At 51.7% G+C, this 20,645-nt stretch carries 17 protein-coding genes; 3 read left to right on the top strand and 14 right to left on the bottom strand.

What is annotated here, in order from left to right; genetic code table 11:
• Positions 1–9: 9 nt before the first annotated feature.
• The 4 genes from EHT87_RS03525 to EHT87_RS03510 form a co-directional block, all read right to left on the bottom strand.
• A complete protein-coding gene (locus EHT87_RS03525; RefSeq protein WP_310587507.1) occupies positions 10–459 on the bottom strand; it encodes a response regulator in 450 nt (149 codons plus the stop codon).
• Positions 419–1,909 carry a sensor histidine kinase gene (locus EHT87_RS03520; protein WP_124903907.1) on the bottom strand — a complete coding sequence of 497 codons (1,491 nt, stop codon included), beginning with the start codon at positions 1,907–1,909 and terminating at the stop codon, positions 419–421. Before EHT87_RS03520 ends, EHT87_RS03525 begins: the two co-directional genes overlap by 41 nt.
• Positions 1,910–2,036: 127 nt before the next feature.
• Complete coding sequence (hslV, locus tag EHT87_RS03515) at positions 2,037–2,576, bottom strand: ATP-dependent protease subunit HslV (protein WP_124903905.1); 540 nt, start codon at positions 2,574–2,576, stop codon at positions 2,037–2,039.
• Between the two features lie 103 nt (positions 2,577–2,679).
• Positions 2,680–4,383 (bottom strand): pyruvate dehydrogenase complex dihydrolipoamide acetyltransferase, encoded by a 1,704-nt coding sequence (locus tag EHT87_RS03510; protein WP_124903903.1) that lies wholly within the window; start codon positions 4,381–4,383, stop codon positions 2,680–2,682.
• 163 nt (positions 4,384–4,546) lie between these two features.
• On the opposite strand from EHT87_RS03510, the gene EHT87_RS03505 reads away from it, so the two are divergent.
• Positions 4,547–6,283 (top strand): FAD-dependent oxidoreductase, encoded by a 1,737-nt coding sequence (locus EHT87_RS03505; protein WP_124903901.1) that lies wholly within the window; start codon positions 4,547–4,549, stop codon positions 6,281–6,283.
• 70 nt (positions 6,284–6,353) lie between these two features.
• On the opposite strand, the gene EHT87_RS03500 is transcribed toward EHT87_RS03505, so the two are convergent.
• The 6 genes from EHT87_RS03500 to EHT87_RS03475 all read right to left on the bottom strand — a co-directional run bounded on the left by EHT87_RS03500 (position 6,354) and on the right by EHT87_RS03475 (position 14,571).
• Positions 6,354–7,124 (bottom strand): oxygenase MpaB family protein, encoded by a 771-nt coding sequence (locus EHT87_RS03500; RefSeq protein ID WP_124903899.1) that lies wholly within the window; start codon positions 7,122–7,124, stop codon positions 6,354–6,356.
• Positions 7,125–7,382: 258 nt separating this feature from the next.
• Positions 7,383–8,144: an OmpA family protein gene (locus EHT87_RS03495; RefSeq protein ID WP_124903897.1), complete on the bottom strand. Its 762-nt coding sequence runs from the start codon at positions 8,142–8,144 to the stop codon at positions 7,383–7,385.
• 36 nt (positions 8,145–8,180) lie between these two features.
• Positions 8,181–9,773: a DUF1501 domain-containing protein gene (locus EHT87_RS03490; protein ID WP_229320820.1), complete on the bottom strand. Its 1,593-nt coding sequence runs from the start codon at positions 9,771–9,773 to the stop codon at positions 8,181–8,183.
• Positions 9,774–9,803: 30 nt separating this feature from the next.
• Entirely contained in the window at positions 9,804–11,354 is a 1,551-nt protein-coding gene (locus EHT87_RS03485) for a DUF1800 domain-containing protein (protein ID WP_124903893.1), read from the bottom strand.
• 124 nt (positions 11,355–11,478) lie between these two features.
• Positions 11,479–13,266: a translation elongation factor 4 gene (gene lepA, locus EHT87_RS03480; RefSeq protein WP_124903891.1), complete on the bottom strand. Its 1,788-nt coding sequence runs from the start codon at positions 13,264–13,266 to the stop codon at positions 11,479–11,481.
• Positions 13,267–13,344: 78 nt separating this feature from the next.
• Positions 13,345–14,571, bottom strand: a complete 1,227-nt coding sequence (locus EHT87_RS03475; protein ID WP_124903889.1) for a DUF819 family protein — start codon at positions 14,569–14,571, stop codon at positions 13,345–13,347.
• A gap of 601 nt (positions 14,572–15,172) precedes the next feature.
• On the opposite strand from EHT87_RS03475, the gene EHT87_RS03470 reads away from it, so the two are divergent.
• Positions 15,173–15,661 carry an Lrp/AsnC ligand binding domain-containing protein gene (locus tag EHT87_RS03470; protein WP_124903887.1) on the top strand — a complete coding sequence of 163 codons (489 nt, stop codon included), beginning with the start codon at positions 15,173–15,175 and terminating at the stop codon, positions 15,659–15,661.
• Positions 15,662–15,666: 5 nt separating this feature from the next.
• On the opposite strand, the gene EHT87_RS03465 is transcribed toward EHT87_RS03470, so the two are convergent.
• The gene (locus EHT87_RS03465) at positions 15,667–16,224 is read right to left on the bottom strand and encodes a DUF8453 domain-containing protein (protein ID WP_124903885.1); all 558 of its coding nucleotides are present in this window, start codon (positions 16,222–16,224) and stop codon (positions 15,667–15,669) included.
• 138 nt (positions 16,225–16,362) lie between these two features.
• Here EHT87_RS03465 and sufB point away from each other — a divergent pair, with 138 nt between their 5' ends.
• Complete coding sequence (gene sufB, locus EHT87_RS03460) at positions 16,363–17,808, top strand: Fe-S cluster assembly protein SufB (protein ID WP_124903883.1); 1,446 nt, start codon at positions 16,363–16,365, stop codon at positions 17,806–17,808.
• Positions 17,809–17,940: 132 nt separating this feature from the next.
• Here sufB and EHT87_RS03455 read toward each other — a convergent pair whose 3' ends face one another.
• The 3 genes from EHT87_RS03455 to EHT87_RS03445 form a co-directional block, all read right to left on the bottom strand.
• Positions 17,941–18,690 (bottom strand): hypothetical protein, encoded by a 750-nt coding sequence (locus tag EHT87_RS03455; RefSeq protein WP_124903881.1) that lies wholly within the window; start codon positions 18,688–18,690, stop codon positions 17,941–17,943.
• Entirely contained in the window at positions 18,687–19,799 is a 1,113-nt protein-coding gene (locus EHT87_RS03450) for a serine hydrolase domain-containing protein (protein ID WP_124903879.1), read from the bottom strand. The genes EHT87_RS03455 and EHT87_RS03450 overlap by 4 nt, the downstream gene beginning before the upstream one ends.
• A 99-nt stretch (positions 19,800–19,898) precedes the next feature.
• Positions 19,899–20,621: a hypothetical protein gene (locus EHT87_RS03445; RefSeq protein WP_221621977.1), complete on the bottom strand. Its 723-nt coding sequence runs from the start codon at positions 20,619–20,621 to the stop codon at positions 19,899–19,901.
• Positions 20,622–20,645: the final 24 nt, after the last annotated feature.

Below are 20,645 nucleotides of genomic sequence, written 5' to 3'. Positions count from 1 at the left end.
GGCGATTTTTCAGTTTCGGCCGCTCACTTTAACGACGTTGAACCAGTATTCGCCGATCGTTTGCGTAATATCCATCAGTTTTTTAAAGGACGCCGGCTTGGTAATGAAGCTGTTCGCACCCCATAAATACGAATTATCAATGTCGATGCTGGCGTCGGACGTGGTGAGAATGACCACCGGAATGTGACGAAGGTCACGATCCGCCTTGATTTCCTGCAACGCTTCCCGGCCATCTTTGCGGGGCATATTCAGATCCAGAAGAATCAACTCGGGTAAGGGATGATCCGAACTTTCGTAGCGACCCGTACGACGCAGGAATTCCATTAATTCTTCGCCATCTTCCACTATGTTCATTTCGGTAACCGGAAAATGCTGTCGGAAGGCTTCACGCGTCAAAAACCGATCGTCTTCATCGTCGTCAGCTAATAATATATGTACTGGTTTCGTGGGTTGTTGCATTGTCATGAACAGACTGCGTCTGCTTTTCGGGTAATACAATGATAAAAGTCGTTCCAACGCCGGTTTGGCTCTGGGCCGTAATCAGGCCTTTATGATTGTTAACGATGCGCTTGCAGATGGCCAGTCCGATACCGGTTCCTTCGTACGTGCTTTTTCCATGTAATCGCTGGAAAATTTTAAAAATGTGATCGATGTACTTTTCATTAAATCCGATCCCGTTGTCGGTAACCGTTATTTTGTAATACTTTTTCCCCGGAATAAGTTCTTCGTAATCCGCCCCATCAATCGATACGCCTTTGATCGAAATAACCGGGGGTTGACCGGGTTTGGTAAACTTGAGGGCATTCGAAATCAGATTGGAAAAAAGGTGATCCATCTGGCTTTGAACGGCTTCGATTACGGCGAGTTTATCGATCTGAAAGGTGGCTCCGGCGGTTTTTATTTTCAGCTCCTGATCGCTCAGAATCCCCTGGACGACCTCGGCCAGCCGCACAGTTCGGAAAGGCTCTTTCTTGGTCGAAATACGGGAAAAGTTAAGCAGATCCTTAATCATTTTTGACATCCGCTCCGCCGATTGCAGGATTTTATTCAAATACATCACTCCCTCCGGCGTCAGCCCGTTCTCATGCCGGTCGCGGAGCAAATAGCCAAACGACTGAATTTTCCGCAACGGCTCCTGCATGTCGTGGGAAGCCACAAAGGCAAACCGCTCCAGCTCTTCGTTCGATATTTCCAGCAACTGAATCTTGTCCTGCAACTCGTCCTCGTACGCCCGCAGTTGATCTTCCGTTTTCTGGCGGGTATTCAACTCATTTTCCAGCAGGTTATACGAAACAATCAGCGTCACAAACGTCAGCAACGACAACGTAAAGATACTAATAAGTGTATTGCGAAAGGCATGTTCGGCGGCTTCAGAATGGGTGTCGAACCGGATTTGCTCAACTTCATTCATTTTTTTCAACAACTCCCGCACCCGATCCATGCGGGCCTTGCCCAGGAGCATATACGTCCGGGCGATGGAGATGGGCAATTTTTTTTTAACCGCATCGACCTGCTGGCGGGCCATCGCTATTTTGGTGTCGATTCGCTGCGAGAGCGAATCCAGGTTTTGGAGTTGTTGGGGATTATCGGCCACCAGCGTCCGGATTTGATCCAGCTGCGGAGTAAACTGCGGCAATGCATCGTCAAAAGCGGCCAGATAAATACCGTCTCCGGAAGAAGCCAGATAACCGCGTTCGCCGGTTTCTACGTCGGTTATGAGCGACAGAATACGGCCCAGCCGGTTGGTTACCTGCTGGCTGTGTTCGATCCGGTCGCTGGCTTTTCGATACTGATTGTAACTGTATAAGGTCAGGCCGAAACCCAGTGCAATCAACAGCAAGGCCGTTCCAAATCCGAATGTGATCCGCTTTCTGACGGCTTTGGGTAAAACTGCTCGCAAACCTTTCATAAAGAGGATTAGGTAGTTTGTCAGTTTTAAAAAGTTTATGGTTTACAGTTCATGATTTATAATTGGCTGACGCTTGCATTTCATACGTCAGCCAATCATAAACTATAAATTATAAACCATAAACCGACTAGCGTATCGTTTCCACCACCAGATTGTGGTTTGTATAAATGCAAATATCGGCCGCAATATGCAAACTTTCCCGTACCATTTCTTCGGCCGTCAATTGGGAAGCGTGCTTCTTCATCGCCAGGGCTGCCGACTGGGCGTACATACTACCGGAGCCAATGGCAGCAATCTGATTATCCGGCTCAAGAACATCGCCGGTACCGGAAATAACCAGCAAATCGTCTTTGGAAGCCACAATCAACATGGCCTCCAGTTTCCGCAAATACCGGTCGGTCCGCCAGTCTTTTGCCAGTTCAATAGCCGCCCGTTTCAGGTTTCCGCCGTAGGCATTGAGTTTTTCCTCAAATCGTTCGATCAGCGTAAACGCATCGGCAGTAGAACCGGCAAATCCCGCCAGCACTTTCCCGTTCATCAGACTTCTTACTTTCCGAACGTTACTTTTAGCAATCGTATTACCCATCGTAGCCTGTCCGTCGGCCCCGAGCGCAATTTCGCCATTGTGCAGAATGCCAATGACGGTAGTGGCGTGAATTTTTTGCATCCTTTCTTTCCAGTTTACGGCATCTAGTTTACAGTTTATGGAGTCTGGTAGGGAAACTGTACCGTAAAACCATAAACCGTAAACTGCAAACTATAAACCGGTTTTATACCAACATTCCGAATGGATTTTCCAGCAGGCCCTTGAACGTCTGCAGGAAAGAAGCGCCCGTGGCACCATCGACCGAGCGGTGATCGCACGAAAGGGTAACTTTCATGACGTTGGTCGGCTTGGCGATATCGCCTTCAAATTTGACGGTTTGTTTAATCGAACCAATCGCCAGAATACAGGAATCGGGCGGGTTGATGATGGCCGTAAATTCGTCGATACCGAACATGCCCAGGTTGGAAATCGAGAACGTGCTGCCTTCCCAGTCTTTCGGCTGGAGTTTTTTGTCTTTAGCTTTTCCCGCCAGATCTTTCACTTCGGCGGCAATAGTCGATAACGTTTTCTGGTCGGCATTGCGAACAACCGGCACCAGCAGGCCTTCATCCACCGCCACGGCAACGCCAATGTTGACGTACGAATACCGTCTGATTTTATCACCTAACCACGACGAATTCACGGCCGGGTGTTTCTTCAGCGCCAATGCGGCCGCTTTCAGGACAAAATCGTTGAACGATACCTTGACCGGACTGACCTCGTTGACTTTGCCACGCAGATCCATCGCCTTGTCCATGTTGATTTCCATGGTCAGGTAGAAATGCGGAGCCGTAAACAGGCTCTCCGACAAACGACGGGCAATCGTTTTCCGCATCTGGGTCAGCGGAATGTCTTCGTACTCGCCCTGGGCAACCGGAGCCGGTTGAACGGCAGGAGCAGCCGGTTTTGGGGCCGGAGCCGGGGCGGTTTGCACCGGAGCCGGTTGCGCGGCTGGCTGGCTGGAAGGCTGGAAGGTTTCGACATCGCGTTTTACAATGCGTCCGTCGGGGCCAGACCCCTGCACCTGCGCCAGGTTGACGCCTTTTTCTTTCGCAATCGACTTGGCAAGCGGTGAAGCCAGAACCCGGCCTTCGTGGCCGTTGTCGCTCGTGGCTTCCGCCGGAGCCGCCGTTGGTTGCGCTTCGGCTTTGGGAGCTTCAACAGCCGGGGTGGCGGCTGGCGCTGCGGGTTGTCCACCGCCTTGCAACAGTACTTTAAAATCGGCGCCTTTTTCGCCAACCACCGCGATCACTTCATCCACGGCAACGGCCTGGCCTTCCTTGACGCCGATGTACAACAGGGTGCCCTCTTCGTAGGCTTCCAGATCCATCGTCGCCTTGTCGGTTTCCACCTCGGCCAGTACGTCACCGGCTTTCACGGTGTCGCCTTCTTTTTTATTCCAGGCCACGATGGTTCCTTCGGTCATCGTATCGCTCATTTTCGGCATCCGAATGATCGACGCATTGACGTTGGCTGCCGGAGCAGCCGAAACCGCTTTCGGGTCGGGCGTCTGGCTGGTGGCCTGGCCCGGAGCCGCGCCATTCGGGCTGGGGGCGGGTGTGGCTGGTTTTTCGGCCGGTGCTTCGGCTTTCGATTCCGATGCACCGTTTGACGAACCGGAACCATCCAGTAAGGATTTAAAATCTTCACCGGCTTTCCCCACGACGGCGAGAATGCCATCGATCGGTACGGCCTGGCCTTTTTCAACGCCAATGTATAATAACGTCCCTTCGTCGTAAGCCTCCAGGTCCATCGTCGCCTTATCGGTTTCCACCTCGGCCAGCACGTCGCCCGACTTGACGGTGTCGCCTACTTTCTTATGCCATTCAGCGATGACACCTTCGGTCATGGTGTCGCTCATCTTGGGCATTCGGATTAATTCTGCCATATGCGGTTTTGTGCAAGTATATCAGTAGTTCTGCTTCGAGTGTTCAAAATTAGAAGAAAGCGGGGAAAGTTGGTTAACCTGACGCGAAGTTTCCACTTATCCGCTTTGATTTGCAAATTGCGGCCTGATAATCGACCACCCCGCCTTTTCCATTACCGTCTTTATGAATCGAAGAAATTTCATTGAAACCGTTGCTGTTGGCAGTATAGTCGCGACATCGGCATCGTCGTTTGCCCTCCCAACGCCGGCACTGGCTGAAACGCGCGGGTTTGCCCCGAATCAAAGTAGTAACGAATTTTCGGCCGATGTAGTTGTCGCCGGTGGTGGATTGGGGGGATGCGCGGCTGCTTTAGCGGCTTTGCGTTCCAATCTAAGGGTTATTCTGACGGAAGAAACCGATTGGATCGGTGGGCAGATTTCCCAGCAGGGCGTGCCTCCCGACGAGCATCAGTGGATCGAAACCCACGGTGCGACCCGGCTTTACCGGACTTTCCGGACGGCCGTCCGGGACTATTACATCCGGAATTATCCGCTGACCGACGACGCCAGAAACCGAAAACAGCTCAATCCGGGCGACGGGGCGGTTTCCCGCCTGTGCCATGAACCGCGGGTAGCCGTGGCGGTTTTGCTGGACATGCTGGCACCCTACCTCAGTTCACAACAATTAACGCTTTTGACGGAGCACAAGATCACGGGGGCCGATGCTACCGGCGACCGGGTGCGGGCCTTGAAAGCGGTAAGCCTACGCAGTGGAAAGGAAGTGATGTTGACGGCGCCGTATTTTGTGGATGCAACCGAACTGGGCGATTTATTACCGCTGACCGGAACAGAATTTGTCACCGGAACGGAATCGAAAAATGAAACCGGCGAACTGCACGCTCCCGAAAAAGGAGATCCCGCGAACCAGCAGGCCTTTACGGTTTGCTTTGCGATGGATTACGTGCCAATGATCAACAACAAAGCCGTTGACCATAGCATTGAAAAACCCAAAGATTATGATTTCTGGCGGAATCTGGTTCCGAAATTAACGCCCGCGTGGTCTGGTAAACTCCTCGACCTCTCCTATTCCAACCCGTCGACGCTGGAACCCAAAACACTCGGTTTTCATCCGGAAGGCATTGCCACCGGCTCAGCCCTGAATCTGTGGAATTACCGCCGGCTGATTAGCAAAAGCAATTTCAAACCGGGAACCTACCTCAGCGATATTACCGTGGTGAACTGGCCCCAGAATGATTATTTCCTGGGCAACCTGGTGGGTGTGAGTGATAAAGAATTCAAAAAACACGTCGATCAGGCCAAGCAGCTCAACCTTTCGCTCTTCTACTGGCTCCAAACCGAAGCCCCCCGCCCGGACGGCGGTCAGGGCTGGCCCGGTTTGCGGCTACGACCCGACATCATGGGCACGGAAGACGGCATGGCCAAGTATCCTTATGTCCGGGAATCACGCCGGATCAAGGCGGTTTTCACCGTTCTGGAAGAACACGTCGGCGCGGCCAACCGGGCCTTGATTACGGGGCAAAAAACCGGCAACACGGCGGCTGATTTTTACGACAGCGTGGGAGTTGGGTATTACCACATTGATTTGCATCCCAGTAGCCGGGGCAACAATTACATCGATTTTGGTTCGCTTCCATTTCAAATCCCTTTGGGTGCGCTCCTGCCCCGGCGCATGGAAAATCTGCTTCCCGCCAACAAAAATATCGGCACCACGCACCTAACGAACGGCTGCTACCGTCTGCATCCCGTGGAATGGAGTATTGGCGAAGCCGTCGGCGCACTGGTTGCTTTTGCCCTCGACAAAAAGGTGATTCCCCGCGCCGTTCGGGAGCAAAAACCGCTGCTGGAAGAATTTCAGAAGTTGATCCGGACTCAGGGAATTGAAACGCACTGGCCGAAGTGAATGACGAATCACGCAGTTTAGGCGCAGACGCTCACGCAACGGAATCGGTTTTTGCCCAACAAGCCGTCTATTACCCTGCCACCACTTCCCGGTCCAACTCCCTGATTTGGTGCAGGTAAGCTGATGGCAATAAAATTCGTTGGGTCAGCGCGCGTAACCGCAAGCGTTCCAGCACTTTATAGAGCCACATCATCGACGCCAGGGCTGGTTTTTCAGGCAACGGCAGTCGTTTTCGAACTTGATCCGGCACTAACAGTGATTGCGCCTGAAGCAGCAACCCATACCGCCAGTTCCCCAGTTCTTCCCGATACCGTACAAAAAGCTGGTCGGTAAATGAGCTGTGCGCCAGATCACGATCCAGATGAAGCCGCCGGTCGGTTTGCCAGTCGGCATAATTTTGCGGTAGTTCCGGAACGCCCATGCCCTCGCCCACGCGCAGAAAGGTATCGAAAAGCTCTTCGCGCTCCGGGTTGGTCAGTGGGCGGTGCAGCAGCTGAAAAGCCCGTTCGGAGTAATCGATCAGCATATACAAGACGTCGCGATAAGCCCAGTCGGGAATCTGGTAACCCCGGCTTTTTTCGACGCCACCGTGAATAGCCCGCATCCGGTTGATGGCTCCAACGGCTTTTTCATGCGGCATAAACACAATTTCCTGGGCGTATCGAACCGTCGAAAATAACCGGCCAATCGGATCGGCGGGGAGTTTTCCGGTGTAAAACAGCCAGTCGACAGCCCGGTTTAATGCAAATTCAGCGGCCCCTCCTGCAAAAATGAGCAGAATCACATCGGCATCACCCCATATTTTCCGAACAATCGAATCTTCACGAACAAAATAGCGCATCGGGACAAGCAAATCACGTAAAAACTGATAACGCAATTTTACCCAAAAAAGCGCCCGACAGGCCAGTGTCTTTGACAATTTACCCATTCGGCACTGGCCGTCGAACGATCGTTGCATTCTCCCTGAACCGTGTTTTCCCGAATGACTTTAACGGTTCGAACCTGACAGACCACACACGGTAAACTTGTAAAAATAGTACTCCATGCCCAGCCAGCCACTAACCAGTAAGTTAGAAAGGAGATTCCGGAGTGTCAGGCATCACATCCTGAGGACCGTAAACTCAACCCGCCGGTTTAGTTTCTTGTTGAGTTCATTATCGTTGGGAGCGGCCGGGCGGTTGTCACCGTAGCCCTGGTACTGAAGGCGGTTTTCGGGAATACCGCGTTGAATAAGGTAATTGGTGATGACCCGCGCCCGGTTTTCAGAAAGGGACTGGTTCAGCCGCCGGTCGCCGACGTTGTCGGTATGCCCCGCGATTTCAATCACTAGCTTGGGGTAGCTTTTCAGCGTATTCAGCAGGATGTCGAGCTGCGGATACGACTCCTTTCTCAAAATGTAACTGCTTTGATCAAAATACACATTGTCGAGCCGGATCTTGTCATTCACTTTTAAATCGCGGAAGATACTGTCGGGCTTCGCCGTTTTTTCCGGACCGACTTTTTCCACTGCGGCTTTCTCCATCAGGGCGAGGTGTTCATAATTCGCGCAGGTGTCGCAGGGCACAAACAACACCTCCTCCATCGCGTAATAGCCTTTGGCGGTCGTATTGATCACCACCGTATCACTTTGCCCCAGCGAAAATGTAAACTCGCGCCCCGGCGAACTCTTACCATTGAAGATTTTCCTGGAAATCATGGCTTTCACCCGGTAAGTAGCCGGAATTTCAGCCCGGGTCTTTTCATCAATTGCTTTTACGGCAAATACCGTTGTGTGCCGTTCAACCAGTTTGGTTGCGGGTTGGGCCAGACCGGGCATGGCTGGCAAAATGGTTAGCCAAACAATAATTGATAAATAATGCATACTTTCTTTTTTGCTAAAACTGTGCCAATTCCCATTTCAATGCACCACTACCATTCGCTTGGTGAGCATACCGGGCGCGGTTTCAACACGTAGTACGTAACTCCCGGCCGGTAAATTTGCCACTGTAAATTGCAGGGTTGTCGGCGTTGGCCGTGACGTTTGCACGGATAAAAACCGCCCCTGCAGGTCCGTAACCTGAACGGATTTAACACCTTGCCTAAGCCATTCCGATTCCAGCACCACCCCGGCCGATGCCGGGTTTGGATACAGCCGCGCGTCAGATACCACGGGTTCCAGTGCCGTAACGGTCTGCCGAAATACCGGTGCTACCGGAAAATCCTTAAAGAGGGTTGCCGTTTCGGTGTCGGCGTCGGTTTGGAGCCAGTCGGTTAAAATGGCCGCATACACTTGCCGGAAGTCGGTCTGCATCTTCAGGTTGTTGTTGTTGAGATCGCTCAGATTCGGATTTCGACCCACCAGGGGCGACTTGATGGCATTGCCAAAAACGAACATGGGAGCCGAAGTGCCGTGATCGGTGCCCAAACTGCCGTTCGAGATGGCCCGTCGCCCAAATTCCGAAAACGTCATGCCCACCACCCGATCATCGACTTTGAGTTGAGTCAGGTCGTTTTGAAAGGCCAGAACCGCATCGGAGAGTATTTTGAGTAAATTCGCATGGGTGCCGGTCGAGGTGTCGGTAGCCACCACCTGATTGGCATGGTTGTCAAAACCGCCCATGGTCAGATAATAAACCTTGGTTTGCAAACCTCCGCTGATGAGCCGGGCGATGATTTTAAGCTGGTCGCCCAGGGCATTTTTATCCGGGTACTTAGCCCGGTTCATTCCCAGACCAGCCGCGGTTTTGATTTGCCCGGCATACCGGACCGAACTGGCCTGCTGCTGGCGAATGTATTCGATTTGCCGCCCGGCGTAGCCCGGAATGGTTGATAGGGGATCTTTGGGCGTTTCGCCAACCAGCCGGGCGAACGTGTCGGGATTTTGTAACACGATGGTCATGGCATCTGTCGGGCCGAGCAGGGCCGTCGACGTCACATAGCCAATTTGAAGGGCGGGCGGGTCGGGCATTTTACCGGTAGGATAGCTGTTCGGATAGCCCGGAAACCGTTTGTCGAGGTAACGTCCGGTCCAGCCCGAAGCGGAGGTTTTGTCCGCATCCACCGCTGTCATCCAAATGTCGCTCGCCCGGAAGTGTGAAAAGTTGGGTGTCGGATACGAAACCCCCTGTACAATGCTCAACTTTCCGTCATTAAACAGCTGCTGCATCCCGGTCATGGCCGGATGCAGGCCGGTGCCGGCGTAATTTTTCAACTTCAGGGCTTTGGCTTCGGAGATGGCAATATTGCCCCGAAAACCCGGAGACGTATACACCCCCATCTGGTCGAGCGGGATCACCGTGTTCAAGCCATCGTTACCGCCCTGGAGCTGAATAATGACCAGCACCCGGTCGTTTTGATCAGCCAAACCGAGCAACGACTGGATGAACGACGACGGGCGGGCGAACGCTTTGGCCCCATACCCATCGATCAGGACCGGAAGTACCAGCGACGAAGCTGCAGATTGTAGAAAATGACGACGCGTTTGTTTCATTGCCTGAGTGAGTGCGGTCATGACCAAAACGACGGTCCGGTCATGACCAGTTTACATAACCTGAAACTCGGCCATTCGGAAAATGTATTGCAGGAAAGCAGTCAGTTTCATCTGCACCGCCTGTTTTTTTGCCGCAACGTTCGGTGACCGTACATAATCGTTCCACTCGAGGGTCCACTCATAGCGGGGAATTGAACCGAGGAGAATTGTATCGGTCAGGAAATCTTTTTGCGGCTGTGTCGGCAAAATGGCCAGCAATTGGCCGGTCAGCTCGTCCACCAATCGGGCCGGATCAGATGGATCAGATAAGTTCTTGACATACGCCAGCACGTCGACAGCGGGTTTGCCGTTCAGTTTTAAAGCACCCGTCGTCACCATGTCACCGAATGAGCCGCGTAGGCCCAGGGTGGTCGAATTAATCCACTGCTGATAATAGCCGGTTTGATGGTAGGCCGTCCACCCGAATACCGTTGGCGGGTTCAGCAAATCCTGCTGCTGTTCCTTAACACGACCGTAGATATAATTCCCGATTTGATAAAAGGCGGTTGGATTTGCCACTGCATCCGGAGCCTGCAATCCCCAGAAACGAAACGTCCCGACAACCAGATCAACCGGTGATTTGATCACCGCACCGCGCAGGGATTCGTCGTAGAAATGCTGACTCTGGAACAGAGCTGTTAGCACCGGTTTGATCTCAAAATTACCTTTTTGGAACAGATCGGCGAGGGGCTGAATGAAATTCGTTTCAACCTCGGCCGGGATGTCCGAGTTGACAAACCAGCGGTATAGTTTGCGGCAGATATACCGGGGCGTTTCGGCCTGACGCAGTATTATAGTCAGCAAATCATTCAATTCGTCGATGCCGGCATTGGCTCCCGACCGACCTTTGACCACCGCATTCTGATACGCCGGCGAGAAGGTTTTGTCGGAGGTGTCGTGCCGGTTTGCCCGGAATGTGCTGCCGATGGCTGCGCTGGCTGGACTCCGATACCCCGTATCGGTCCACCCCGTCAGGACTTTGGCAGCCGCCCGAACGTCATCTTCCGTATAACCGCCATTCCGGCCAATGGTGAAGAGTTCCTGAAGTTCGCGGGCATAATTTTCATTGGCTGTCCCCGCAACGTTCTGGTTGCCATTGAGAAACCGCAGCATGGCCGGGTCCTGCGTAATGGCGATCGTGAAGGCTTTAAAATTACGCAGCGCATGGTGTCGCAGCAACGCATTATACTGATACACATACCGGTAATCGTTGACGGCCACATCGGTGACTACAAAGTGATTAGACCAGAAGAGGGTCATTTTTTCGAGCAGCGATACGGGCTGATTGAGCATCAGATTGGCCCACCAATTCTTGATGTATCCGGTAAATTTACCCGCATTGACCACATCGAAAGGTTGGTCATGAAAGGACTTCCCGGTGGCTGAATCGAGCGGAGGATTGGGGGCTGGCTGGTCGGCCAGCATTTTTTTCAGGATGTCAGAAGCCGTTTGCCCGGTGAATTCCCTGACCTGCCCGGCGGTTGGGCCGAATGTAGCACGCCGGAGCAGGAAGGTAACCTGATCTGCCGTCAGTGGTTTCAAATACGCATCCAGTAAAGCCACAGCATTGCTGATTTAACGGGTAGGACTGACTGACGACAAACGGGCTATAAGACTTAATCGCTGATTATCAATTGATTACTATTTAATTAAATAAATTGGTTAGATGCGAAGTGTATCGTGCCAATTAGCTGATCTTGAGAACCGCCATGAAGGCTTCCTGCGGAATTTCCACATTCCCGACCTGGCGCATCCGTTTCTTTCCTTTTTTCTGTTTTTCCAACAGCTTCCGTTTCCGGCTGATGTCACCGCCGTAACACTTCGCCAAAACGTCTTTACGCAGGGCCTTCACGGTTTCGCGGGCAATAATTTTCTGGCCGATAGCCGCCTGAATGGCAATTTCGAACTGCTGACGGGGCAGCAACTCACGCAGTTTTTCACAGAGTTTCTTGCCCCATTCATACGCTTTGTCGCGGTGAACAATGGCCGACAGCGCATCGACGCCTTCGCCATTCAGCATGATATCGAGTTTCACCATCGTCGATTCCCGGTTGCCCAGAAACTCGTAATCGAGGGAAGCATAGCCGCGCGAGATGGTTTTCAATTTATCAAAAAAATCAAAAACCACTTCCGCCAGTGGCATTTCGAATTGAAGCTCAACCCGGTCGGAGGTCAGATACACCTGATTTTTGAAAAGGCTCCGCTTATCCATGCAAAGCCCGATAATGGCGCCCACGTATTCGGCCTTAGTAATGATTTGCGCTTTGATAAAAGGTTCTTCGATCCAGTCGATACTGCTCGGATCGGGCATTTCGGCCGGGGCGCTCACCTGAAGCGTTTCTCCCCTGGTCGTGATGACTTCAAACCGCACAGAGGGTACGGTGGTGATCACGGTCATATCAAATTCGCGTTCCAGACGCTCCTGCACAATTTCCATGTGCAGCATTCCGAGGAAACCGCACCGGAAACCGAAGCCCAAAGCCGCCGACGTTTCCGGTTCCCAAACCAGCGAAGCGTCGTTGAGCTGGAGCTTTTCCATCGCTTCCCGCAGTTCTTCATACTCGCTGGTATCGACCGGATAAATACCGGCAAAAACCATCGGTTTCACTTCTTCGAAACCCTGGATGGGGGCGGCAGCCGGAGCGGCAAAGCGGGTGATGGTATCCCCTACTTTTACTTCTTTGGCCACTTTAATGCCCGAAATCAGGTACCCTACGTCTCCGCATTCGATCACCTCTTTGGGGACCTGACTGAGCTTGAGCGTACCGATTTCATCCGCAAAATATTCTTTGCCGGTTGCCATGAACTTGACCTTGTCGCCCTTTCGGATGCGGCCGTTCTTGACCCGGAAAATAACTTCAATTCCCCGGTAGGAATTAAACTGAGAGTCAAAAATCAGGGCCTGTAGTTCACCGTCAGGATCGCCAACCGGTGGTGGTACCCGCTCGACAATGGCATTGAGAATCGCTTCAATACCGATCCCTTCCTTGCCGCTGGCCGGAATGATATCTTCCCGTTCGCAGCCGATCAGGTCCACCATTTCGTCCTTCACTTCTTCGGGCATGGCGCCGGGAAGGTCGATTTTGTTCAGTACCGGAATGATAACCAGGTTGTTATTCATGGCCAGATACAGGTTCGAAATGGTCTGTGCTTCGGTTCCCTGGGCGGCATCCACCAGCAACAGCGCGCCTTCGCAGGCGGCAATGGACCGGGAAACCTCATAGGAAAAGTCGACGTGGCCCGGCGTATCGATCAGGTTGAGCGTATAGGTTTCGCCTTTATAGGTGTAATTCATCTGGATGGCGTGGCTCTTGATGGTAATACCACGTTCGCGCTCCAGATCCATGTCATCCAGAAACTGAGCCTGCATGTCACGTTCACCAATGGTTTTTGTAAATTCCAGTAATCGGTCGGCCAGGGTGCTTTTGCCGTGGTCGATGTGGGCAATAATGCAAAAATTACGTATATATTTCACGCTGTGAAAACGGTTGTCTGTCTCGGTGCAAATGCAAAAATACTTAAAAAACCGCAGATTGTCTTCACCCGGTCAGGGTTAGGGCGACGCTAGTTGCATCATTATTCCGCAGACATACCCCATGTAGGTTCCGACGGCGTATCCCAGAATGGCCATTAACACGCCCACCGGTGCCAAAACCGGATGAAAAGCTGCGGCAATAATCGGTGCCGTTGCCGGGCCGCCAATGCAGGCCTGGCTGCCAACCGCCAGAAAGAAGTAGGGCGCCCGGATGAACCGGCTGACACCGATCATCATCAGCACGTGAAAAAGCATCCAGACTAACCCTACCAGAATCAGACCAGGATGGTCCGCAATGGCCAGAATATCCATTTTCAATCCGATGGTAGCGATCATCAGGTACAGAAAAACAGTGGCAACCTTTGAAGCGCCCACGCCTTCCAAATTTCGGGCTCTGGTAAACGAAAGGCCAATTCCAATGGCTGTTGCCAGGCCGACGATCCAGAAAAACGGCGCATTCAGGCTGAACTGGCTCAGCAGCGGAGAATGGGCATCGATATAGGGGGCAATCTGATCGGCTAATGCATGAGCAACGGCGGTGGCCCCAAAACCAACCGCCAGAATCATGATCAAATCGGTTGCCGTCGGTATCCTTCGAATGGCATCGACCTGGCCCTGAATCCGCTGTTTAACCTCTTCTACGGCGCTGGCGTCGGCTCCTAACCAGCGATCGATCGCAACCGAATGGCCTGCACCGTATAATAGGATGCCCAACCACAGATTGGAAACGAACACATCGACGGTTACAATGGCGGAAAATAAATTGCTGCTGGGCTGAAAAACCTCCTTCAGTGCGGTTTGGTTGGCCCCTCCACCGATCCAGGTTCCGGCCAGCGTGGCCAGCCCGCGCCAGACCGCATCCGGCCCCTGCCCGCCAACCAGTTCGGGTGCTAGCTGGGCGATGCACCAAACCGCCAGCGGTCCGCCCAGCATGATGCTGGTGGCCGATGCGGCAAACATCACTATGGATTTACGGCCCAAACGCCGGAAAGCTTTGAAATCGACATTGAGGGTAAACAGCACCAGTGAAGCAGGCAGGAGAATGCGCGAAACCACCGGATATAATTCCGTTTTATCGGCATCGACCCATCCCAGGGTATTTAATAAGGAGGGTATAAAGTAACACAGAAGGGTAGCCGGAATGTAGTGGTAAAACTTCTGCCAGAACGGACGCGGACTAGCAGAGGTGGTAAGAACCGCTGCTAAAATCAGAAAAAGAACGCCGAGAATAATGGGATCCGACATTAGACGATGATTACGGTGATGCTGATGATACGGGTGATGACAGCCATTTTTCGGAATCAAATAACCGCAAAATTTACCTTTACCGCATCATTTTCCGCTTTATTATCACAGCAATCCATCAAAACAAACAACGCCGGCCTCAACCTGAGCCGGCGTGTTAAGATTACACTTCATCAACAAACTAAAAACCAATCGGAATGCAGCTGCCGGAGCGAACTGCCGAAGCCATTAATTTTGTTGCGGCCGATGTTCAGATCAGGCCAAATGCTGTAGGAGGGGGACTCGAACCACCCACGGTGCGGTTAGCTACAGTACAACTTCTGGTGGTCAACCCCAGTCGCTTTTGCAAGCGGCATTATGCTGCGTTTTTCCCGTGATCACCACCCCCGAGACAGGAGGGCACGTCTGCCAATTTCGACATCCTACAAGGTGAAAACAACTCCGTTAAATCAATTTTTTGACCGTTCTGATCGATTCAACAGTACAAAGTTAATGCAAATCCGGTCTTATTTACAAATTCTTTATAAAAAAATTAGAAAAATTTCTGTTTTCTCAAAAGATCACTTATTTTGTTGAGGAAATTAAAAAAAGTACGGTTCAAATGGAAAAAAATTTAGAGATTGATAATGTCGATCTCAAGATCCTCACGTTGTTGATGGAAGACGCCAACATGGCCTACACCGAAATTGGCAAGCGGATTTTCGTTTCGGGCGGAACCGTTCACGTCCGGATGAAAAAAATGGAGCAGATGGGCATCGTCCGGGGTTCGCAGCTGGTGATCGATCACACGAAACTGGGGTGGGACATTAGCGGTTTTCTGGGGATTTATCTGGATAAAAGTTCGCTCTACGAAGACGTCGCAATTGAACTGCTGAAAATTCCTGAAGTCGTCAACCTGCATTATACCACCGGTATTTACAGCATTTTTGCCAAAATCGTTTGCCGGGACACGCAGCATCTGCGCGAAGTCCTGCATGACAAAATCCAGAAAGTAGGCGGTATTCAACGGACCGAAACCTTTATTTCGCTGGAAGAGCGCATTTCAAGACCGATTCCGTTCGGCGTTAACGTGCCTGCGGATAAAGAGTAACGGCTTTATTGTGGGCAATCGTCCAGCGGAGTGACTTTTCCCTGATCGAGCAGCCAGCAATTTCCGTAGACATCGGCGTAAGTGATTCGAAACTGAAACGTCGGATCAGCAATCACATCGCTCAGAAAATCAGCCCAATAGCTATTGTTCTGCGTTTTGTAGATTTCAATTTCATCCCCGGCTTTAAGGACATCGCCGGGCCTGAGGTCATTCCAGAAACGTCCCACCCGCTGTACGGAGTCCCGGGGTATTTCGGTCGTTATGACCTCGTTGAACAGCTTAATATGAGAGGCTGCGGTTTTGCCGCGATACCCAAATTCGGCTTTTTTAAGTAATGCCGGACCGACTCCATTATTTTTCAAAACAAGGACAAAATCGTTGTCAATGTGATTCCCCGCAAGTTGCACATACGGCCAGACAGAAGCCTGCTGCTGTTCCCGGGCGATACGGGTTTGAAAAATAGACACGATTAAAGCGGCAAAACTCAAAAAGGTAGCCGACAGGCCCAGAAGCAGTTCAATATTGATGCGTTTTTTAGGATCGACGGGTTGGTCAGACGGCATATCGAACAATTGGCTTAGTTTTGTCGGATTTACCAAATAAAGGGAAACTTTCCGATATTTGCCTAATTGGAATGGAACAGTCATCCGATCCGTTTTGTTATTCCATTGACTTTTGCGTGTATTAGCCCGCAACCCATTATGAGCAAAGACGTTGAAATTTTAGAAAGCATTACCAATTCCGAATATAAATACGGTTTCGAAACGTTGATTGAAGCGGATGAGGCACCGATTGGCTTAAGCGAAGACATCGTTCGGTTCATCTCCGCTAAAAAAAACGAGCCGGAATGGATGCTGGAATGGCGGTTGAAGGCGTACCGGTACTGGGTTACGCTGAAAGAACCACACTGGCCTAATCTGACCTATCCAGCTATTGATTATCAGGGGCTTAAGTACTATTCAGCGCCCAAGCAGAAGAAAACAATCAATAGTCTCGACGAGATCGACCCCGAACTGCGCGCGACCTTCGAACGGTTGGGCATTTCGCTGCAGGAACAGGAGCGGCTTTCGGGCGTTGCCGTCGATGCGGTAATCGACTCGGTTTCCATCGCGACGACGTTTAAAGTGAAACTGAAAGAACTCGGCATCATTTTCTGTTCGATGACCGAAGCCGTTCAGGAACATCCCGAACTGGTTAAAAAATACTTAGGCTCGGTGGTTCCACCGAGAGATAATTACTTTGCCGCCCTTAATTCGGCGGTTTTCTCCGACGGCTCGTTCTGTTACATTCCCAAAGGCGTTCGTTGCCCGATGGAACTTTCGACCTATTTCCGGATCAACGCGGCCGGAACCGGGCAATTTGAACGGACGCTGATTGTGGCTGACGAAGGTTCGTATGTGAGCTATCTCGAAGGCTGTACGGCACCCATGCGCGACGAAAACCAGTTGCACGCAGCTGTGGTTGAGTTAGTTGCGGCCAAAGAAGCGCAGATCAAATACTCGACGGTGCAAAACTGGTATCCGGGCGACAAAGAGGGCAAAGGCGGTATTTACAACTTCGTGACCAAACGCGGTATTTGTGAAGGCGCTCACTCGAAAATCTCCTGGACGCAGGTGGAAACCGGTTCGGCCATTACCTGGAAATATCCGTCTGTGATCCTGAAAGGAGATTATTCCATCGGCGAATTCTACTCGGTAGCGGTAACGAATAATTACCAGCAAGCCGACACGGGCACCAAGATGATCCACATCGGAAAAAACACCAAAAGCCGGATCGTGTCGAAAGGAATTTCGGCAGGCCGGAGCCAAAACTCCTACCGGGGTCTGGTGCAGGTGTTCAAACGGGCCGAAAATGCCCGGAATCACTCCCAGTGTGACTCCCTCCTGCTGGGCGACCGTTGCGGAGCGCATACGTTCCCGTACATCGAAGTGAACAACCAGACGGCAACCGTCGAACACGAAGCGACCACGTCAAAGATTGGGGAAGATCAACTGTTCTACTGCAACCAACGCGGTATTCCGACGGAGCAAGCCGTGGCGCTCATCATCAACGGGTATGCCAAAGAAGTATTGAACCAGTTGCCAATGGAATTTGCCGTAGAGGCTCAGAAACTATTGGAAATCAGCCTGGAAGGTAGCGTTGGCTAATTCAAATTATTCATTGGAAATACGAAAAGGCAGGCTTCGGTTTGCCTTTTTTCGTTTATAATTAATCCGGAAAATGAAATAGCAGGCAACGAAACAGCAAGCACGTTGGCTAAACCGCTCTGCTTCATTCGATTAAAAGGACCTTTGTATCCCTACTCCGAAACTTTGCTGTAACCAAATAACGGGTCTTGGTTGCCCGTATTTGAAATAACTCAGCTGATACGTAGCCATTCCGCAAAAATTTTTGCGGAATTGGTATTGATAACTGACCTGAACATCTGCCATCTGATTTTTACCTAACCAGCTTACCGAAAACTGTTCTTTGCCATAATAGGCGTAATCCGGGCGATACACGGCGCTGGCTGCCGAAGCAAAAGCCTGAATCTGTAGCCGATGAGCCGGACTAAACCGGTACGACATTTGGGCCGACGCTCCCAACGAAACCGCTGCTGTAGTCAGAACCGTTGCCACGTCAGTATCGGGCGAATAATTTGTCGAGTTCCCTAAGAGCCGGAGGCCAGCGCCACCAAAATACTGAAGGCGGTTTTCCGGTTTGTCGGCTGGTGAAAGCCGCCAGCGGTAATTCAAAATCACGTCCATAGATCGGCTGGCGGCTTTTCTGGAAACCACCGATTGGGGATTTACCTGCGTAAAACCGGTTTCGAGCTGCCATTGCGTCTGCGGTCGCTCCTGTTCATACACAACCCTCAGCTTCAGGCCGGTTCCGCGGTAGGTGTATGGTGAATGAAGCTGATCCTTGATTTGAAGCGGAGCCACTCCGGCACTAATTCCCAAAAACCGGTTCCGTTGCTGCGCCACGGCAGGGGCAAAAACGGTCGTTCCGAGGATACAAATCAGGGTCTTGAGCCAGGTTGTTTTCATAACAAAGCGGGGAGAATGCCGAACCGAATCATACCAAAGATCTGCGCGGTGAGCCCGGAATTCAGGTTTCCGGCGGTCGAAACAACCACCAGATCCGCACTGGGAATGACCACGATAAACTGTCCACCATTGCCCGACGCGTAGTAGGCAGGATAGATTTTATCATCCACCGTGAACTGCCGACGCCACCACAAGTAACCGTATTCCTGATTGCGCAGAAGAGTCTGGTGGCGGGTCGACGCGTCGATCCAATCCGCCGAAATCACTTGCCGACCCTGCCACTGCCCTTTGTTCAGGTAGAGTTGACCGATCTTGGCCATATCCCGGGGTCGAATAAATAGTCTGCCACTTGTATTGACCGGCCCGGCTGGCATTCGATCCCAGCGGATGGGCTTGATAGTCAGCGGGTCCCACAGATAGAGCTGGGCAAACTCATCAACGGTTTTTCCAGTGGCCTGCTGAAGAATACCGCCCAGAACGGCCACGCCCCCGGTGCAGTAGTGCGTTTGTGTGCCGGGACTATTTTCCATGGGCAGGCTGAGGGTGTAACGGATCCAGTCCTGAGCCTGATACATCTTTTCTTCGCGCCCCGGCGATTGCGAATCGTCATCGTTGCAGTCCAGACCGGAACTCATGGTCAACAAATCCCGAATAGTGATCTGTTTTTTCGCATCCGTAAGGTTCGGCAAGGGAGCCTCTTTGGGGAAATAATCGACGACTTTCTCATCCAAACTCTTGATGAAACGCTTATCCAACGCAATGCCGATCAAAGCCGAGGTAATGCTTTTTGTAGCCGAGTAGATGTTTTCGGGAACAGATTCCGTATAGCCACCAAAGTAATTTTCGTAGACCAGCTTGCCGTTTTTACTAATCAACAGACTATGAATATTCCGATACTGCTCGGTGGTGATCATATCCGTTAGCTGCTCAATCGGTTTCGGATTCATCTGCTGGCTTTGGAGCGAGGCAACTGACCACCCGTCCTCAACCGACTTGGGAATCTGGTAGCTATACTGTACCGACGGGTCACGGCTCAATTGTCCACACCCTGCCAGAGCGGCTAAACTCACCCAACCTAGTATCCGTCGGAATAAAATGCAATTGATCATCAGGCTTTCCCGGTTTTGCCTTCAAAGGTGATACGGCTGGTGCAGCAATCAAACTAAACAGGGATGGCTTAACATTCTTTAACAAGTAAGTTGGCCGCCCTAGCCAGCCTGTCCAAAAAAGTACATCACTGTGATCAACAAAACCACCAGGACCGACCAACGAAGTACGGTTTGAATACCCGGTTTTGGCCCGTCCTGCAACACCTGAACGCCAAGCGGAATCAGGGCAATACAAAGCCCGGTGGTTGCCAAAACCGATACCACCGAACTGCCTTTGAGAACGCCAATCATGAGAGCCGCCATGGAACCCAGTGCGATGGAACGGAATAGATTCAGGGTGCCGGAAAGGTAGGCCCCGATGGCCAGCACGATCCAGCCAAACATAACAGCCGCCGACAGGGTAGCGACGATGTGGAAAGCACCGTACGAATCGGCAACGGCCCGGATCGCCGATTCCAGATTTTGCACCCTGACTAATTGAAAAGCCAGGTGGTTGATTCCGTAATGGAAAGTGCGCGCAAAGAGTCCCAGAATAACGAGCGTTCCGCCCCAAACCGCCCAGCCGGGTTTCGTCTGACCAATCAGCCGGGAAAGCGTCAGGATAGCAGGCCAAAGCAGAATAGTGCCGGCTAAAAAGAGACTGTACGAAGTCGTTAGCAGAGCGGGATGTTGCTCAAACGCCTTGAGTTGCTGGGGAAAGAAAAAATCAAACTGAATCCGAAGCAGTTCGCCAGCGAGCAAGGCTAGTGGCGCTGCAATCAGCGTCGTTCCGCCTACCCAACGGCCTGGAAACCAGAAGGTCTCCGATTTAGATGAATTCATACGTAGAGATTCCATATAGAGTTC

The sequence above is a fragment of the Larkinella knui genome, from assembly GCF_003858645.1.
Lineage (GTDB): Bacteria > Bacteroidota > Bacteroidia > Cytophagales > Spirosomataceae > Larkinella > Larkinella knui.
Note: the sequence above shows the minus strand (reverse complement) of the source record. Positions and strands in the feature narration are given on the sequence as shown.

What these genes read in the sequence shown, in the direction of transcription:
- EHT87_RS03525 (WP_310587507.1), bottom strand. Translation starts at nt 459, where the DNA reads ATGCAACAACCCACGAAACCAGTACATATATTATTAGCTGACGACGAT.
- EHT87_RS03520 (WP_124903907.1), bottom strand. Translation starts at nt 1,909, where the DNA reads ATGAAAGGTTTGCGAGCAGTTTTACCCAAAGCCGTCAGAAAGCGGATC.
- hslV (WP_124903905.1), bottom strand. Translation starts at nt 2,576, where the DNA reads ATGCAAAAAATTCACGCCACTACCGTCATTGGCATTCTGCACAATGGC.
- EHT87_RS03510 (WP_124903903.1), bottom strand. Translation starts at nt 4,383, where the DNA reads ATGGCAGAATTAATCCGAATGCCCAAGATGAGCGACACCATGACCGAA.
- EHT87_RS03505 (WP_124903901.1), top strand. Translation starts at nt 4,547, where the DNA reads ATGAATCGAAGAAATTTCATTGAAACCGTTGCTGTTGGCAGTATAGTC.
- EHT87_RS03500 (WP_124903899.1), bottom strand. Translation starts at nt 7,124, where the DNA reads ATGCGCTATTTTGTTCGTGAAGATTCGATTGTTCGGAAAATATGGGGT.
- EHT87_RS03495 (WP_124903897.1), bottom strand. Translation starts at nt 8,144, where the DNA reads ATGCATTATTTATCAATTATTGTTTGGCTAACCATTTTGCCAGCCATG.
- EHT87_RS03490 (WP_229320820.1), bottom strand. Translation starts at nt 9,773, where the DNA reads ATGACCGCACTCACTCAGGCAATGAAACAAACGCGTCGTCATTTTCTA.
- EHT87_RS03475 (WP_124903889.1), bottom strand. Translation starts at nt 14,571, where the DNA reads ATGTCGGATCCCATTATTCTCGGCGTTCTTTTTCTGATTTTAGCAGCG.
- EHT87_RS03470 (WP_124903887.1), top strand. Translation starts at nt 15,173, where the DNA reads ATGGAAAAAAATTTAGAGATTGATAATGTCGATCTCAAGATCCTCACG.
- EHT87_RS03465 (WP_124903885.1), bottom strand. Translation starts at nt 16,224, where the DNA reads ATGCCGTCTGACCAACCCGTCGATCCTAAAAAACGCATCAATATTGAA.
- sufB (WP_124903883.1), top strand. Translation starts at nt 16,363, where the DNA reads ATGAGCAAAGACGTTGAAATTTTAGAAAGCATTACCAATTCCGAATAT.
- EHT87_RS03455 (WP_124903881.1), bottom strand. Translation starts at nt 18,690, where the DNA reads ATGAAAACAACCTGGCTCAAGACCCTGATTTGTATCCTCGGAACGACC.
- EHT87_RS03450 (WP_124903879.1), bottom strand. Translation starts at nt 19,799, where the DNA reads ATGATCAATTGCATTTTATTCCGACGGATACTAGGTTGGGTGAGTTTA.
- EHT87_RS03445 (WP_221621977.1), bottom strand. Translation starts at nt 20,621, where the DNA reads ATGAATTCATCTAAATCGGAGACCTTCTGGTTTCCAGGCCGTTGGGTA.